The 17,128-nt window shown below is 33.4% G+C and carries 18 protein-coding genes and 1 tRNA gene; 4 read left to right on the forward strand and 15 right to left on the reverse strand.

Translation table 11 applies throughout. From position 1 onward, the window contains the following. Positions 1-37: 37 nt before the first annotated feature. From JI750_RS19240 to JI750_RS19260, 5 genes are all read right to left on the reverse strand, one after another. Positions 38-880: a DUF4249 domain-containing protein gene (locus JI750_RS19240; RefSeq protein ID WP_236673104.1), complete on the reverse strand. Its 843-nt coding sequence runs from the start codon at positions 878-880 to the stop codon at positions 38-40. 4 nt (positions 881-884) lie between these two features. Beyond that, positions 885-3,503: a TonB-dependent receptor gene (locus JI750_RS19245; protein ID WP_202006000.1), complete on the reverse strand. Its 2,619-nt coding sequence runs from the start codon at positions 3,501-3,503 to the stop codon at positions 885-887. A 99-nt stretch (positions 3,504-3,602) separates the two neighbouring features. Then, the gene (locus JI750_RS19250) at positions 3,603-4,448 is read right to left on the reverse strand and encodes a FecR family protein (RefSeq protein ID WP_202006002.1); all 846 of its coding nucleotides are present in this window, start codon (positions 4,446-4,448) and stop codon (positions 3,603-3,605) included. 12 nt (positions 4,449-4,460) lie between these two features. Further along, positions 4,461-4,670 carry a hypothetical protein gene (locus tag JI750_RS19255; RefSeq protein ID WP_202006004.1) on the reverse strand — a complete coding sequence of 70 codons (210 nt, stop codon included), beginning with the start codon at positions 4,668-4,670 and terminating at the stop codon, positions 4,461-4,463. A gap of 46 nt (positions 4,671-4,716) precedes the next feature. Beyond that, positions 4,717-5,238 (reverse strand): RNA polymerase sigma factor, encoded by a 522-nt coding sequence (locus tag JI750_RS19260; RefSeq protein WP_202006006.1) that lies wholly within the window; start codon positions 5,236-5,238, stop codon positions 4,717-4,719. Between the two features lie 290 nt (positions 5,239-5,528). Between JI750_RS19260 and JI750_RS19265 the strand changes: the two genes are divergently transcribed. Continuing rightward, positions 5,529-6,101, forward strand: a complete 573-nt coding sequence (locus tag JI750_RS19265; protein ID WP_202006008.1) for a hypothetical protein — start codon at positions 5,529-5,531, stop codon at positions 6,099-6,101. Between the two features lie 3 nt (positions 6,102-6,104). Further along, the gene (locus tag JI750_RS19270) at positions 6,105-8,225 is read left to right on the forward strand and encodes a cation:proton antiporter (RefSeq protein ID WP_202006011.1); all 2,121 of its coding nucleotides are present in this window, start codon (positions 6,105-6,107) and stop codon (positions 8,223-8,225) included. A 103-nt stretch (positions 8,226-8,328) separates the two neighbouring features. Here the strand turns inward: JI750_RS19270 and JI750_RS19275 are convergent, their stop codons facing one another. From JI750_RS19275 to JI750_RS19300, 6 genes are all read right to left on the reverse strand, one after another. Continuing rightward, on the reverse strand, positions 8,329-8,811 hold the full coding sequence (locus tag JI750_RS19275) for a GNAT family N-acetyltransferase (protein ID WP_202006013.1): 483 nt from the start codon (positions 8,809-8,811) through the stop codon (positions 8,329-8,331). 7 nt (positions 8,812-8,818) lie between these two features. After that, complete coding sequence (locus JI750_RS19280) at positions 8,819-10,237, reverse strand: aminotransferase-like domain-containing protein (protein WP_202006015.1); 1,419 nt, start codon at positions 10,235-10,237, stop codon at positions 8,819-8,821. Between the two features lie 19 nt (positions 10,238-10,256). After that, a complete protein-coding gene (locus tag JI750_RS19285; protein ID WP_202006017.1) occupies positions 10,257-10,625 on the reverse strand; it encodes a hypothetical protein in 369 nt (122 codons plus the stop codon). 184 nt (positions 10,626-10,809) lie between these two features. Beyond that, positions 10,810-11,067 (reverse strand): hypothetical protein, encoded by a 258-nt coding sequence (locus JI750_RS19290; RefSeq protein WP_202006019.1) that lies wholly within the window; start codon positions 11,065-11,067, stop codon positions 10,810-10,812. Positions 11,068-11,141: 74 nt separating this feature from the next. Next, a complete protein-coding gene (locus JI750_RS19295; protein ID WP_202006021.1) occupies positions 11,142-11,549 on the reverse strand; it encodes an ACT domain-containing protein in 408 nt (135 codons plus the stop codon). Between the two features lie 76 nt (positions 11,550-11,625). Further along, positions 11,626-11,699: transfer RNA gene (locus JI750_RS19300), tRNA-Met, on the reverse strand. A gap of 150 nt (positions 11,700-11,849) precedes the next feature. On the opposite strand from JI750_RS19300, the gene JI750_RS19305 reads away from it, so the two are divergent. Together JI750_RS19305 and JI750_RS19310 are read left to right on the forward strand one after the other, a co-directional pair. Beyond that, entirely contained in the window at positions 11,850-12,242 is a 393-nt protein-coding gene (locus tag JI750_RS19305; RefSeq protein ID WP_111363668.1) for an START-like domain-containing protein, read from the forward strand. Between the two features lie 54 nt (positions 12,243-12,296). Then, entirely contained in the window at positions 12,297-13,133 is an 837-nt protein-coding gene (locus JI750_RS19310; RefSeq protein ID WP_202006023.1) for an aminotransferase class IV, read from the forward strand. Here JI750_RS19310 and JI750_RS19315 read toward each other — a convergent pair. From JI750_RS19315 to JI750_RS19330, 4 genes are all read right to left on the reverse strand, one after another. Further along, positions 13,130-13,690: a YqgE/AlgH family protein gene (locus JI750_RS19315; RefSeq protein WP_129748031.1), complete on the reverse strand. Its 561-nt coding sequence runs from the start codon at positions 13,688-13,690 to the stop codon at positions 13,130-13,132. The two genes, JI750_RS19310 and JI750_RS19315, sit on opposite strands and share 4 nt — an antisense overlap. A 128-nt stretch (positions 13,691-13,818) precedes the next feature. After that, positions 13,819-14,091: an HU family DNA-binding protein gene (locus JI750_RS19320; protein ID WP_008464760.1), complete on the reverse strand. Its 273-nt coding sequence runs from the start codon at positions 14,089-14,091 to the stop codon at positions 13,819-13,821. A 180-nt stretch (positions 14,092-14,271) separates the two neighbouring features. Beyond that, positions 14,272-15,219: a methionyl-tRNA formyltransferase gene (fmt, locus tag JI750_RS19325; protein ID WP_202006025.1), complete on the reverse strand. Its 948-nt coding sequence runs from the start codon at positions 15,217-15,219 to the stop codon at positions 14,272-14,274. Then, positions 15,219-17,114 (reverse strand): RecQ family ATP-dependent DNA helicase, encoded by a 1,896-nt coding sequence (locus tag JI750_RS19330; protein ID WP_202006027.1) that lies wholly within the window; start codon positions 17,112-17,114, stop codon positions 15,219-15,221. Before JI750_RS19330 ends, fmt begins: the two co-directional genes overlap by 1 nt. Positions 17,115-17,128: the final 14 nt, after the last annotated feature.

Below are 17,128 nucleotides of genomic sequence, written 5' to 3' on the forward strand. Positions count from 1 at the left end.
CAATGTTTAAGGGTTTTCTAATTTATATAATAGATTTTTATTTCACCAAATAATCAACTTGATCAGCTTCGCAAAGTCTAAAATAGCCAAAGGCGAAATTATTGGAATCGGAAGTGTTGATAATATTTCCTCTAATATTTCCTGGAGGAACAAGAAACGGATTTGAGCTTGAAGCTTCTAAAATTAATTTCCAGTAATTATAGAAGTTTTTAGAAACGCCTCTGTGCGTAATTGTAACCGTATTTCCAGGTTTCATTTTGTCTTCATTAGAATATCTTGTACTGATTTCGTTTCCGTTATAAAATTCATCATTTGTAATTTCATATTCGGGATAAATCAAAAATGAAGCTTGATAATCGGTTACATAATAATTGATCTGATCTGCTGGGTCGTTGTAATAAAAAGTCAATTCAATGATATCTGTTCCGTCAAAATCAGGAACGATATTTTGTTCGATTTTAGTGATTGGAGTTGTAGAAGTTAACTTTTCTGTTGCGGTAAAACTTTGCCCTTCAGCATTGATAAATAATTTATAATCGGCATCAATTACAGGAATAAAATTGGTGCATTTGTAAACTCCTGCCTCAGTTTCGTTAAAGGTAAAAACATCTCCGTTACTGTTTTCTATTCGTACTTGTGCGCCAGAAACTTTTGGCGTAGAATTGTTGTAATAAGGAGCCGTTTTACTAATTTTTATAGTTTGTTCCTTTCCGTCAGTTCCTTTTTTCCAGATTATTTCAGCATCGATTACCAATTTGGTTTCACCAGTTTCCAGATCCAGATTCACCACATCTTCGCAAGAAGCAAAAGAAAAAACAAAAAGAAGACTTATTAATGCCAGCGCTCTATTCATTATCGTATATTTTTTCAATTTATTCATAGCATTAAAATTTAAAATTATAAGAAACCCCAGGTACAATTCCGAAAATAGAAAGTCTTCTGGTTTCATTTGCTCCTGTATCTTCATTGGTCGTAAAACTCATAGAGGCAGCATTTTTTCTGTTGTAAATATTGTAAAGGCTAAATACCCAATAGCTTTGCCATCCTTTCTTTTTATCTGGTTTTGGCGTGTAAGTTGCCGCCACATCTAAGTGATGGAAAAGCGGTAATCTGTTTTCATTTCTTAAAGAATAATTCGGAATATGAATGCCTCCCATTTCGTAGTATCCATTGGCATAAGTAACAGGCTGACCAGACTGTAAAGTGAAATTTCCATTAAAAGACCATTTCGGGTTCAGTTCATAACTTCCTACAATGCTCAGATTATGCAGTTTGTCATAACCAGATAAATACCAGTCGCCATTTGCAATTCCTGGTTCTTCGGGAGTTCTTCCCGGAGTTTTTTGTTCAGCTCTTGATAAAGTGTACGAAACCCATCCGGTAAAAACGCCAGTATTTTTTCTGAACAACAATTCCATTCCGTAAGATCTGGCTTTTCCGTTTAGAATAACTTGCTCAATATTGTTGTTAGCCAAAATATCAGCGCCGTCAATATAGTCAATACGATTTTGAACATTTTTATAAAATAATTCGGTTTCTAAAGAGTAATCTCCGTCTTTGAAATTTCTAAAATATCCCATAGCATACTGATCCAAAAGCTGAGGTTTTGTAAAAGGTCCGCTTGGTGTCCAGATGCTCATTGGCAACGGTGACTGTGTATTTGATAAAATATGAATGTACTGTGCCATTCTATTGTAACTTGCTTTTATAGAAGATTCGTCATTAAAAGCATAAGACAAGGCAGCTCTAGGTTCGAAATTATTAAACTTGTTGATGGTTTTTCCTTTTCCGTATGAAATGCTTCCGTTTGGCGTTCCTTCCTCATAAATTTTATATAACGGATTGTATACAACCGCCTGACCATTTTCGTAAGTGCTGATGGTTTCATCTCCTAAACGATAAAACATGCTGTAGCGAAGTCCGTAACGGAAATTCAGTTTCTCTGTAATCTGATTTTCAAAATCAACAAAAGCAGAAGCCTCTAAAGCATATTTTTTGTCCAACTGCATATAATTAAACTGAGAATCTGGAGAAGTAGGTTTTACAACTCCAGGATTGAAATTGTAATACAAACCATCAACACCATAATTGATTTTGAACTTCTCAGACTGCTGGAAATTCCAATTGTACTTCAATCCGTAACTCGCAATATTGCTATCCCATTTAAAACTTTCGATCGGAATTTCTAAATTAAATCTATAATCACTGTAGAAAGTAGATAAATTGCTGTTTAAGCGGTCAGAAAATTTATGTTTCCAGCTTAAAATTCCCATTGTGCTTCCGTAGGTGCTAGCAAAACGATCATTAATATCGAATATATCATTTCCAAAATAACCAGAAAAAGACAAGGTGTTTTTAGCATTAAAGCGATAATTTAATTTAGCATTCAAATCATAAAACATGGCAGAGTTGTTATTATCTGCCAGTTTCATGAACAAATGCGCGTACGAGGCACGTCCGGAAAGGATAAACGAACCTTTTTCTTTTTGTAAAGGACCTTGAACTAAAAGTCGGCTTGAGATAATTCCGATTCCTCCGTTTACTTTATATTCTTCAAAATCTCCTGTTTGCTGTGTAACATCTAAAACAGAAGAAACGCGTCCTCCAAATTTTGACGGAATTCCGCCTTTATATAAATCTAAACCATTAACGATATCAGCATTAAAAATAGAAAAGAACCCAAACATGTGCGAATCTGCATATACAGGAGCGCCATCTAAAAGAATCAAATTCTGATCGGCAGCACCTCCGCGGACATTAAAACCAGAAGAAGCTTCACCAGCATTGGTAACTCCAGGTAAAGTCAAAATTGATTTTAACGGATCAGGTTCGCCCATTGCAACAGGAATTTTTTTGATTTCCTGCATAGAAAGCTTATTAACACTCATTTGTGTTGTTTTGATGTCAACCGCTTTGTTATTCATTACAATAACTTCTCCTAGTTGCTGGCTATCTGGATCTATGTTGAAATTGACTCTATTATCATCTGTAACAGAAACTCGTTTTTCCTCATTTTTAAATCCAACATAACTTACTTGAATGGTATAATTTCCGTTTGGAACATCAATGCTGTAATTTCCATTAACATCTGTTACAACACCAGTTTCCAATTCTTTAATAAAAACATTGGCGCCAATAACGGGTTGTCTTTCATCATCAAAAATGCGGCCTGTCAGCTTACTTTTTTTTTTGGTCGGCTTCTGAGTTTGAGCTTTCTGTTTTACAAAAATATTATTGCCAGTTATAGAAAATTGTACAATAGAAGTTTGGTTCAATTCCGAAATAAGTTTGCTCATTTCGATATTCTTATACGTGTTTTTTTGCGTAAAATACTTTTTATTGGTATCTATCTGATCTGTAAAAGCAAATTTAAAATCGGTTTGACTTTCAATCTGTTTGAAGAATTCTTTTAAAGTTACGTTTTGATCTACAGTTACTGTGACGCTCTGGGCAGACATACATAAACTGAATAAAAAAAAGCACGCTGAAATTATATGCTTCATGAAATTTTGTATTTTTGAATATTATTAAATGGATAACTTAATGTTATCCTGAACATTAAGGAGGATGTGGAGTTTCGCGGCTTACATCCTTTTTTGTCTTCATTGAAAAGTGATCTGCTTTAAATCTTCATTTATTTCAAAGTTTAGGTTATACATTTCTGATAGTAATTGTAGAATCGTTTTTAGATCTTCTTTTCGATTGATTCGAATAGTGATTTTCTGATTTTGGTTTTCTTTCGGAAGAACCACTTTATAGCCATAATTCTCTTCGATGTAATGACTTACAGCAGAAAGATTTTCATTATCAAAATCTATAAAACGGCTAAATTCTGATACTGAAGCAGTTTGGTTTCCGTATGTGAATTTCTCCCCTGGTTTCAAAATCCATTTTTGGCTTTGGCCTTTTACATTCATTTGAACGCTTCCTTCAAAAAGCTCGACGGTCACTCGTTCGTTTTCAGTTTCTTTAACTATAAAAGAAGTTCCTAAAACAGTAGTTGTTGTTTCATCGCAAAAGACCTGAAAAGGATGCTGTTTGTCTTTTTTAACTTTAAAATAAGCTTCACCATCAATTTCAATTTTTCTGTTTAAAGCAAAATTGTTTCCGTAAATAATTTTAGAGTTCGGACTTAATTCTACTTTTGAGCTGTCTGGTAAAACGACATATTTTATAGTTGAGGTTTTATTCTCAATTACATTTTCGGCAAGAACTGCATTTTCAACAGAAGCTGATGTTTCGGTAAAATAAATTCCAGTTCCAATAAGTGCAAAAAGTAAAACCGAAGCCGCAGCATAAAGATGCCAAGGCTTATATTTTCTCTTCTTCTCAGAAAATGTTTTAGCATGAAATTGTTCCCACGAAGCTTCTTTATCACTGTCGGAATGAGATAGGGGAGATTCTTCCCATAACTTTTTAAATTCTTCGTCAAATTTTTCCTGATCCATCTTTTCTAGATATTAAATAATTTGACAATGAAATCCTTGTTTGGTAAAAACACTGTAAACCATTTCTTTGATTTCTCGATTCGTTTCTATTTTAAGGATGTTTTCGCGTCCTTGTTTATCAAAATTTATGATACAGTCAGAAATGACAAACTGAAGATAAGCCACAAGCAAGCTTGCATCTTTCTTTGTTTTTACATTAGTTTTATACGCTTCGATATGCATTTTTAGTTCTTGTTTTATAGTATAACAAACGAGAACTAAAAAGTTCCTAATGGTTTTCGATTTTTTTTCGAATAAATTTACTGGCGAGATAAATATGATTGGCAATGGTCTTTTCAGAAAGATCTGTTAATTCTGCAATCTCCTTATAGCTAAGGTTTTCCAGTTTGTGTAAAGTGAATATTTTTTGTTGCTGTTCTGGAAGCTGATTAATAAAATTTTGAAGTTTTTCTTGTCTTTCTTCAAAAATTCCTGAGTCAATTTCCTCATCAATCATTTCAACTTGAGAAGGATCAAGCGGAATTATTTTATTTTCCCTGTTGACATGATTGAGAATAATGTTCTTACAGATAACAAATATCTGTTTGTCAAACAGCACCTCTTCGTTAAGCAGTTCTCTTTTATTATATAATCTTATGAAAGTTTCTTGAACAAAGTCTTCGGGAGTAAATACAGAAGAATTAAATCGTTTAGCAATATTTATCAGTTTATCATAGTAGCTGAAGTAAACTTCTTTGAAAGCTGTTTCATTACCTTTTTTTAAACTTAAAATAAATTTTTTATTGTCCATAACGAAAATATCGTGACTAGCTTCCTAGTTCTAAACTCACTGGTTTCAATATTATTGTATTCAGAAATTGAGTAATCTTAATCAGGAATGTAATAAGTTACAAAGTACCGTAATTTAATTCAAGATTTGACGCTTTTATAGAATAAATGTTACAAATTGTTTGCTTCTTTTTTTATTTATAAAAACAGATTGTTGGCTAATATATAACGCTAGTATTGTCATTTTTATTGGTTTTACAGCAATAAACCGATTTTTTATCCTTAAATTGTTGTTTACAAAATTCAACTACTATGACTTTGAAAAGACTTTTAGTTTTAATCATTATCCCTCTCTTAATTTCCTGTAATAATAAAAAAGAGCAAGAGCTTACAGAAAGAGAAAACGCACTTTTGGAACGCGAACAGCAATTTGCTGATAAAGAGGCTGAATATGAACTATTGCTGAAAATGAAAGATAGCCTTCAATCGGTTGTTCAGGTAAAAGATACAGTGCCTAAAATGAAAGTTTGGCCAGATAGCTTAAAAATAAAATGGAACAGTAAAATGATTTGCAGAGAATCGAATTGCACCAATTATGTTATTGGCGATCAGCGTACGGAAGTATGGGAATTTGTATCAGATTCTACAGGTATGTATGCTAATGTGTTAAACAATAACGAGATTAAAAGAGTGTTTAGAGGGCAGTATTTGGTTAATAAAATAGTGCTTGATTCTTCCAAAGAAAGTTCTGCCAAAAGCAATGTAAAGATTAAAGTCATTTTAGACGATATCAAAAAGAATGTCATTAAAGGCACACAGACTATAACAGGACAGGACAACTGTACGGCAAGATTCTCGGTAGAACTTACGCCATCTAAAAAATAATTTATGTTATTGAGCATACATCATATAACTCTTCCTATAGAAGATCCGCTTTTAAAATATCTTATTGAGATTATTATAATACTTTGTATTCCGCTTTTATTAAATAAAATAAAGGTGCCACATTTACTTGGGCTTATCATTGCAGGAGCTCTTATTGGGCCAAATGGTTTTGGTGTTCTTTCAAGAGATAGCAGTGTTGTAGTAACGGGTACAACAGGATTGCTATATATTATGTTTTTGGCTGGACTAGAAATTGATATGGCCGATTTTAAAAAAAATAAATGGAAGAGCATTACATTTTCTCTTTACACTTTTGCCGTTCCTTTTATTTTGGGGCTTCTTGGAGGCTACTATATATTAGGTTTCTCGTTATTGACTTCGGTACTTTTTGCTAGTTTATTTTCATCGCATACCTTAATTGTGTATCCAATGGTTAGCAGTTTAGGAATTGCTAAAAATCTGGCTGTAAATGTGACTGTAGGCGGAACCATGATTACAGATGTTCTCTCTCTTTTGGTTTTGGCTGTTGTAGTTGGAATGTCGCAGGGAGATGTAGGAACGGCGTTTTGGCTGAAACTTTCCATTTCGATGGTAATTTTTACTCTGATTGTTTTATTAGTGTTTCCAATAATTGCCCGCTGGTTTTTTAAAACTGTAGAAGATAAAATTTCGCAATATCTTTTTGTGGTCGTGATGATTTATTTTGCCGCACTTCTCGCCGAACTTGCAGGTATTGAATCTATCATTGGGGCATTTTTTGCCGGATTAGCATTAAACCGATTGATTCCGCATACCTCATCTTTGATGAATAGGGTAGAATTTGTTGGAAACGCCATTTTTATTCCTTTCTTCTTAATGAGTGTCGGAATGCTAATTGATTTTAGTGCTTTTATACAAAGTTGGGAAACTTTAGGAGTTGCTGCAGTAATGCTATTCGCTTCAATTGGAGGAAAATATTTTGCAGCCATACTCACCAAGAAAACATTCAAACTTACAAATGATGAAGGTCTTCTGATATTTGGTTTGAGCTCGGCTTCTGCAGCAGCAACATTGGCTTCTGTTATGGTGGGATATAATATTATCATTGGAGAGACAGATGCTGGAGAACCAATCAGGCTTTTAAATGATCATGTTTTAAATGGAAGTATTCTTTTGATCTTAATTTCCTGTACCGTTTCGTCCTTCGTTTCTATGGCAAGCGCTCAGCGCATAGCTGATGCAGACAAAGACAATAAGGTATCGGGTAAAAGTGAAGAAAAAGAAAATATTCTTTTAGCGCTTAATCACGAAGAGACTGTAGAAAAGATGGTGAATCTGGGACTGATGGTAAAAACATCGACTAACACAGATCGTATTTTTGCTGTAAATGTTATTAATGAAGAAGAAAATGAATCTTCGGTAAAAAATGCAGAAAAGATTCTAGAATCTGCTGTTAAAGCAGCTGCAGCTGCCGATGTTACATTGAATCCGATTACGCGTCATGATAATGATACAGCCAGCGGAATTAGTAATGTTATTAAAGAAAAAGAAATTACAGATCTTATTGTAGGATTGCAAGGAAGAAAAGGATTTTCGGCTTCTTTTGTGTACAATTTATATAATGGCTATCTTAAAAATAAAAATGTAAATCTAATGGTTTATCATGCTGTTCAGCCCGTATCGACAATTAAAAAATACGCTGTATTGATACCTGAAAATGCAGAAATGGATGCTGGATTTTTTCATTCAATGTTAAGAATTTGGAATATCGGACGCAACTCTGGAGCAAAAATGAGTTTCTACGGAAAAGACAAAACCATGCTGATTTTGCAGAGAATTGTAAAGAAAGCATCAATTGAAGCTACATTCAATACAATTGGCTCTTGGCAGGAAGCGCAAGAAATTGCTTTTGATTTAGGAGAAGATGTTGGATTAATTATTATGATGGCCGATAAAGGAATGCATTCTTATGTTCCGCGTATGCAGGATGTGCCAGATCTCCTTAATAATCGAGTAAGAAATAATAATTATATGCTTATTTATCCTTTTACTAAAACTGAAATAAATACAACGGAGAAAAGAGCTGTAAGCAGACACGACGATTTTGTGGAGATTGGTAAAGTCATTCGAAATATTTTTAAATAGTAAATAAAAAACAAAACCCTTAAATAGAGAAACGTTTAAGGGTTTTGTCTTTTATATATTGATAGGCTTTATTTTCTTTTACAGAAGTATTCCAGCTTTAAGTTTAAGAATTTAGCGTAAGCATCATTTGAATGTCAACTCTATCGTAAGACGACGAAAGACCTTTTATTTCTATAAAACCTAATTTTTCATACAATTTGATAGCTGGTTTCAGTTTGGTATTGCTTTCCAAATAAATTCTAGAAGCACCTTTGTCAACAGCCCATTTTATTGCAGATTCAGCCAATAATAATCCAACTCCTTTTCCTTGCGCTTTTGGACTTACAGCCATTTTTGCTAATTCGTAATCGTATTCTTTTTCGTCACTTTTAATTAAAGCGCAAACGCCTAAAACTTCATCATTTAAAATTGCAGAAAAAATTTCGCCACCTTTGTTAATGATATATTCTTCGGCATGATCGAGAGCTTTTACATCATTAGGTTCTACTTCAAAATAATTTGAAATCCATTCTATATTTAAATCCTTAAAACTCTTTTGGTATTTCGGACTGTAGGTTGCAATTTCTACGCGCTCTTTATTTTTCATAATGCTATTAAATGCTATTTTTTATTATTCTGCCTAATTTTTTTAAATCAGATTCTACACGTTCATTCCATTCTAAAACATACGTTAATCTCATGCAGTTGTTATATTGATTGTACTGCGAAAAAATTCTTCCCGGCGCAAAAACGATTTTTTGAGTCAAGGCAGTGTTGTATAATTCTGTTGTAGAAATTCTTTCATCTAATTCTACCCATAACATAAAACCGCCTTTTGGCTGCGCTATTTTAGTATTATCTGGAAAATAAGATTCTACAGCGCGATTAATTTGGATATAATTGGCATAAAGTTTATTTCTAAAGGTTTTGAGATGATGATCATAACGTCCGTGTTCTAAGAAATCAGCAATAACATCTGAATATAAAGAAGAATTGCAAACCGTTTGAACCAGTTTTTGACGAATGATTTTGTCTTTAAACTTTCCCGGAGCAATCCATCCAACGCGATAACCCGGAGCAAGAGTTTTAGATACAGATCCGATCCATAAAACTAACCCAGCTTCGTCATAAAATTTACAAGGCTTCGGGCGCTCTGAACCAAAGTAAAGATTGCCGTAAATATCGTCTTCAATTAATGGAATGTTGTATTGTGTAATTAATTTTACCAGTTCTTGTTTGTTTTCATCAGGCATTTGAAACCCCATTGGATTATTGAAATTGGTGACAAAACAACAGGCTTTTATCTCAGGCAATACTTTTTTTAAAGCATCGAGATCTATTCCATACAAAGGATGGGTCGGGATCTCAACTGCTTTTAAACCTAATGCTTTAATGGCTTGGAGTATTCCAAAATAAGCTGGACTTTCTACCGCAACACTGTCTCCTGGAGATGCTACTGCCATAAGAGCGTTGTAGACAGCATGCATGGCGCCAGAGGTAATGACAAGGTCGTCTTCGGTAATTTTTCCCTCCATGACAATTGCCCATTTTGCAATGGCACGTCGAAGTTCTTCAGATCCTTGGACGGGTTCGTAGGTTGTGCCGGCGTCACTTCTATTTCTTACAGCATTGATGATTCCTTTGTTAAGTTTTGCAATTGGAAGAAAATTTTTTCCAGGTAATCCAAGTGCAAATTGTGTGACATCCGTTTGATTGATCGTGCCAAAAACTTTGTCGATAAGTTCTTCGGGTGTATTTTCTGTTTCCTGATTGTCTATACTTGCAATTGTTGGAAGTGCCGTTGTGCGTTGCGAACTTTTGCTCACATAATATCCCGTTTTTGGACGCGATTCTATAAGAGAGCGGCTTTCGAGTTCTAAATATGCCTGTTTAATGGTATTTAAACTAACATTATGCAGCTTTTGCGCACTTCGCACAGATGGTAATTTATCACCAAGCACCAAAGTTTCATTGTGAATTTGATCTTCAATGATTTTGGCAATCTTTAGGTATAATGTTTCTCGGTTCTTCATTTCTGCTTTTTTTGAGCGTTTAAAAATTCAGGTAATGAATAAAATGCTCTGTGCTTTGTTTCAGTTGCATGGCATTGTTGAAATTGGCACTTCTTTTTTTTCTTAGAAAATTTTTGATGTACTCATTAAATGCTAATCGATCTTCATTTGTCAAACTTCCGTTATCATAAATTTTAAATCCGATTTCATTATTTTCATCCAATACTAAGCTGGCAAACGAATTTATTTCGTTGTCTTTTTCGCAGAGAAGAAAAGGCATTCCAAAAAGCATTCTATCTTCAGCTTTCTCACGCATATTCTGAATGAATATGTTTTGCAAAATCTCCATATCAAATACATAAACTTCTCTAAATGTTGTTTTTTTCTGTGTGACTGCTTTAGATTCCATATCTTTTTTTAGCAAAATTATTGCGATTATAGATTTGGGTACAGATACAGAAAATAGTTTTTTTATGGGTACAGATAAAATTACTGCTTTTTGATGATAAAATGAAGATGTTGAAAAAAGAAAAACCTTGAATGTTCTATTCAAGGTTTTTTAATATTTTAAAATTAGAGAAAAGGAAAAACGATTATTGATTTTCTTTTTCCAAATCTGCAGCAGAGATCTGATCTAATATATTCGTTTGATTTGGCGAAATGTAATTTTTGTTTTCAACAATCTGTTCTTTCTTAAAAAGAAGATCTAATGCATTATACAGTTTTAATAAAACATCTTTGTCTTCTTTGGCAATATCTAAAGCAGTATTGAAATTAAAAACATAATTATTCGAATTGCGTACTTCGACTTTAATTGTTTTAGATGTGATCTTAAATTTTACTATGTCCATATATTACAAAATTACCTCTGCAAAATAACTATTTTAATGGGAGTTATTGTAGATATTTTTTGATTTTTTAATTGCTAAGAATTTTTATTTTCTTGTTTTAATTTCAACAATACATCCATTGCTTTAAAAGCGTCCTTTTCATCAACAAATATATGGTCGTGTAAATATGCCGCAACTACATTGCAGCTGATATTGACATTTCCTAATGCTTGAGAAAATGCCGCAGTCAAACCTACAGCGGCTAAAGAAGAATGGACTTCCAGAGTAATCCAAGAAGCAATGTAGGAGAATTTAAGATTAAGTTCTTCTGCAAAGCATTTTTCTAATACTACGGTGATTCCTTCTTTTTCTTTAAATAGAAACAAAATTTTTGAAAAGGGAACCTGATCTAGCGAATCTACTTTTGTAAAAACATATTTTCCATCGTTTAGAACTGGATTAAGATTCTTTAAAATAGTGCTCAAGTTTATTTCGCCTTCCATAAAATCAGGTTTGTTTTTTGTTTAAATATAATAAAAAACCCTTAAACATTTCTGTTTAAGGGTTTTACCTTCTAAGTAGCGAGGACGGGAGTTGAACCCGTGACCTCAGGGTTATGAATCCTGCGCTCTAACCAACTGAGCTACCTCGCCTGGACTGCTATCATGAATTCCTGATTGCGGGTGCAAAGATAGAAATAATATTAAAGCACGCAAGCATAAAATGAAGAAAAAAAAATATTTTTAAAAATGCATTGTTTTTGGACATATATTCTTATATTTCGAAAAAAATTAAAGTAGCACATGGATTCAAAAATACGTTACGAAATCGAGTTTCCGATCAATTCTTCGCCACAATTATTGTATCAATATATATCAACGCCGTCAGGTTTACAAGAATGGTTTGCTGACAATGTTAATTCGAGAGGTGAATTTTTTACTTTCATCTGGAATGATTCGCAGGAGAGAGCACGTCTTGCTTCAAAAAAATCTGGTGAAAAAGTAAAGTTCAAATGGGTTGACGATAGCAGTAAGGATACTGAGTATTTTTTCGAACTCCATATTTTAGTCGATGAATTGACTAAAGATGTATCGCTTATGGTAGTAGATTTTGCTGAAAAAGAAGAATTAGGCGAAGCTAAACAATTGTGGGAGAACCAGATCTCAGATCTAAAACATCTTATAGGATCTGTTTAGTAAAAGTCTATTTTATACCTTATATTTGCCCTGAACAAAATTCAGGGTTTTTTTATGATTAATTTTAACGGAAACATTGGGAAAGAGGATAATATACTAACTCTAAACCGCGCTTTTTTGTATGGTGACGGAATATTCGAAACAGTAAAAATTGTCAACGGAAAAATCTTGTTTCTTGAGGATCATTATTTTAGACTAATGGCTTCAATGCGCGTGGTTAGAATGATGATTCCGATGGATTTTACAATGGAATATTTTGAAGAGCAGATTCTTAATTTGGTAAACGAGCAAGGAATTGCTGCTTCAGCACGTGCAAGAATTACCGTTTTTAGAAATGATGGCGGTTTATATCTTCCAAAAAGCAATGATATTTCATTTTTAATCAACGCCATTTCTCTTGGAAATAAATCTTACTCTATAAATGCAAACGAATACGAAGTAGATCTGTATAAAGATTTCTATGTGACAAAACAATTATTATCGTCTCTTAAAACGACTAATAAGATGATTAATATTACGGGAAGCATTTATGCAAACGAAAATGACCTAGCTAACTGTATTTTGCTGAATGATAGCAAAAATGTTGTAGAGGCGCTTCAAGGGAATGTTTTTATGGTAATGGGTAAAAAACTTATTACACCTCCAGTTTCAGAAGGTGCTTTAAACGGTATTATGCGTAAACAGATTTTAGCACTGGCTAAAAAAGTAGAAGGCATAGAGGTATTAGAAGAAGTAATTTCACCTTTTGATCTTCAAAAAGCAGATGAATTATTTCTGACCAATGTAATCACAGGGATACAGCCGATAACTAAATATCGAAAAAAGGAGTTTACAACGAATCTGGCTCATTTATTAGTGCAGAAACTAAATGAATCCATCTCTGAAAATTAATTCAGATATGGATTTTCAGGTGCGTTAGACCATATAAGATAATCGCCGCCAAGCTCAATAATCTGCTCTTTCCAAAAGTGGGTAGTAGATTTTCCGATAATTTTATTTTTGTAATTATTATCAGCAATAATCCAAGAGTTTCCTTGCATCTCATTCTCAAGCTGATTTTCTTCCCAACCAGTGTAGCCTAAGAAAAAACGAATATTATTTTTACTAATAGATCCGTTGTTTATTAGGTCTTTGGTTGACTCAAAATCGCCACCCCAATAAATCCCGTTTGAAATCTCAACACTATTTGGGATTAAATCTGGAATATTGTGAATAAAATAAAGGTTGTCTTGTTCTACAGGGCCTCCGTTATATATCTTAAAGTTAGCATCAATCTCAGGTATTAAGTCATTAATAGTATATTTTAATGGCTTGTTAATTATAAAACCAATTGATCCTTCCTTGTTATGGTCTGCTAATAAAATTACCGATCTGTTAAAAGATAAATCTCCAATTATTGAAGGCTCGGCAATAAGCAGGTGTCCTTTTTTTAATTTTTCTGAAATCATACGGTTACAATTTTTATTAAATTTAGTCATAAAAAAATTAAAATCACAAAAAAAATCGTTAAACCGCATAAAAAAACCTTCCAGAAGGAAGGTTTTAATTATATTATAAGTTTAGAGAACTTTCTTACTTAGTTCACTGCACCTTCTAATTCAGCACCAGCTTTAAATTTTACAACGTTTTTAGCTGCGATTTTGATAGTTTTTCCTGTTTGAGGGTTTCTACCGTCTCTAGCAGCTCTTGAAGATACTGACCATGATCCGAAACCTACTAATGAAACTCTTCCTCCTTTTTTCAAAGTAGTTCCTACATTACCTAAAAAAGACTCTAAAGCTAATTTCGCCGCAGCTTTTGTGATTCCTGCATCAGCAGCGATAGCATCGATTAATTCTGATTTGTTCATAATAATTAGTTATTAATTGTTGGTTAAAAAAAATTGTTAATACACAAATTTAGTAGGAAATCCGTTGCGTGCAAGTGTTTTCTTTATTTTTAGCAAAAATTGTTAATAACTTGCTTTTTTTGTTCATAAAGAGTGTTGTTTATCGATGAAAAACAGGTACAAACCCCTGTTTTACTGACCTTAATACACTTTTGCAGCTTCAGAAAAACTCACTCCATTTAATAATTCTGAAGCAAGCATTCTCTTTTTTCCTGGAAATTGTAGACTTAATAACTGAATAAAGCCGTCTTTTATTGCAATCTTGATTTCTTTTTTACTGCTAATTAACTTTCCAATCTCATAAGAATGTGATTCTGAGACAAGTTTTGCCTCATAAATTTTGATGTTCAATTCTTCATTTTGGTCTTTCAAGTAACACCAAGAAGCAGGATATGGACTTAAACCGCGAATCAGATTATTGATTTCTGCTCCAGATTTTGTCCAATCAATTTTGCAGTTTTCTTTATTTAATTTATAAGCCGTTTTAATATCATCGTTATCTTCCTGAATAGTTGTTGTTACATTTCCTTTTTCAATAACCTTTAAAGTATCAATAACAGTTGCGCTTCCTAAATGCATTAATCTGTCATGTAATTGTCCAGCAGTTTCTGTTGGCTCAATTGCAATTTCAGAATTTAAAATCATGGCGCCAGTATCAATTTTATCATCAATAAAGAATGTGGTAACACCAGTTTTAGTTTCTCCATTAATAATGGCCCAGTTAATAGGAGCGGCACCACGATAGTTTGGAAGTAATGAAGCATGTAGGTTAAAAGTTCCTAAGCTTGGCATTTCCCAAACTACTTTTGGCAACATTCTAAAAGCAACCACGATTTGAAGATTAGCATTTAAAGCTTTTAATTCTGCTAAGAAATTTTCGTCTTTTAAGTTGGTTGGCTGCAATAAAGTAAGATTGTTAGCAAGGGCATATTCTTTTACAGCCGAATATTTTATTTTTTGTCCGCGTCCTGCAGGCTTATCTGCAGCAGTAATTACGCCGACAACTTCATAGTTATTTTTAATAATGGTATCCAAAATGCCAACGGCAAATTCTGGCGTTCCCATAAATATAATTCTCAATTTCTCCATTATGATTTTAAAGTGTATTTATTATTCGCTTGTATGATGATATGGTTGTTTTCGAGCAATTCCTGAAGAACCGATAAAATATCTTTTGTGTCCATTTTGATCTGGTTTTCAATTTCTCTCGAAGTCAGAGAAGCCGTTCTAAGCAAAGACAAAATCTTATCTGCAATCGAATCGGCTTCAGTAATTTTTCCTTTTAGTGTAATGCAATAAGAACAAATACCGCAATTTTCTTTGGTTTCTTCTCCAAAATAATCCAGAACCAATCTATTTTTACAGGTTTTGTTATCCTTTATATAATGAAGAACCGACAAAAGCTGTTCTTTTTTAACCTCGTTTTGTTTCTCTAAATATTTCGAAACTCTATTTATAGTAAGATCATCCTCGCGGATTTCATTAAATAATATAGTAGCATCGTTGTTTTTAGACTTGTATTCTATAATTTCCTTTTCTTTTAATTTTTCTAAAAGAGCGGTAACCTGTTCTTCGGTGTGATGTGATTTTTTAGCAATTAAACCAAGATTCAGATTGGATTTTACGTCATAAATTCCAGGATAAGTTCTCAAAATAGTCAGGATAATCTCTTCATCATTTGGATTCAAACTCATATATCGAATGACTTCCTTAGATTCTATTAAAAATTGTGCGCTAATTTTTTCTGAGAATTCTTGAGACATCGTAATAATTCCCTGCTGATTTAAAAATTGTAAAGAATTATAGGTTTTGAGAGTAGGGAAGTCGTATTTATTGCAAAAATGATTCAATTTAAATGAAAAAGATTCATCTAAACCTTCGCCATATGCAATCTGAAAATAATTACAGAGTTTGATGTACATTGTTTTTAAAAACTTCTTGTCGGGAAGAATGTTTATAAACTGCTGTTCGGTCTGGATCATGTCCGAATTATTGTAAAGCAATACCGAAAAAGCTTTCTCGCCATTTCGTCCCGCCCTGCCAGACTCTTGATAATAGTTTTCTATGTTTTCTGGAAGCTGTGTGTGAATAACGGTTTTAACATTGTCTTTGTCAATTCCCATTCCAAAAGCATTTGTTGCCACAATAACTTGCGCTTGCTGTGACATCCATAATTGCATGTTTTTGTCTTTTTCTTTAGACGAAAGTCCGCCGTGATAATACGTTGATGTAAAACCTAAAGATTGCAATTGCGAAGACATATTCAGACATGCTTTGCGATTTCGTACATATATAATGGAAGGCTGCGGATTCTTTTTCAGAATCTGTTCAGTACGATATAATTTATCTTCGACTTCAAAAACCATATAAGCGATATTTTTTCGCTCAAACGATTGCTGAAAATGCCTTGGATTTTTTAATTCTAACTGCGTTCTAATATCTTGAATAACTCTTGGAGTTGCTGTAGCGGTCAGAGCTAAAAACGGAATTTTAGGGAAGAGCTTTTTCAGTTCCGAAATTTTAAGATATGCAGGTCTAAAATCATGGCCCCATTGCGAGACGCAATGCGCTTCGTCAATAGCAATTAAATTGATAGGTAAATTTTTAATACGCTCCAGAATCCAATCAGATTGTAGGCGTTCTGGAGATAAGTAAAGAAATTTATAATTTCCGTATTGGCAATTGTCTAAAAGATCAATCAGTTCTTCGGTATGAATTCCGCCAGTAAGAGCAATCGCTTTAATGTCCCTTTTCTGGAGATTGGCAACCTGATCTTTCATTAAAGCAATCAAAGGAGAAATAACAAGACAGATTCCTTCCTGCATCATGGCGGGAACCTGAAAACAAATTGATTTTCCGCCGCCCGTAGGAAGTACGGCAAAAGTATCCTGTCCTTCAAGAACAGAATCAATAATTTCTTTTTGCAACGGTCTAAAACTGTCGTGTTTCCAGTATTTTAGAAGAATATCCTGCGCTCCGAGCATTGCCTTGGTTTTAA

It is taken from the genome of Flavobacterium tagetis (assembly GCF_016735615.1).
GTDB lineage: Bacteria > Bacteroidota > Bacteroidia > Flavobacteriales > Flavobacteriaceae > Flavobacterium > Flavobacterium tagetis.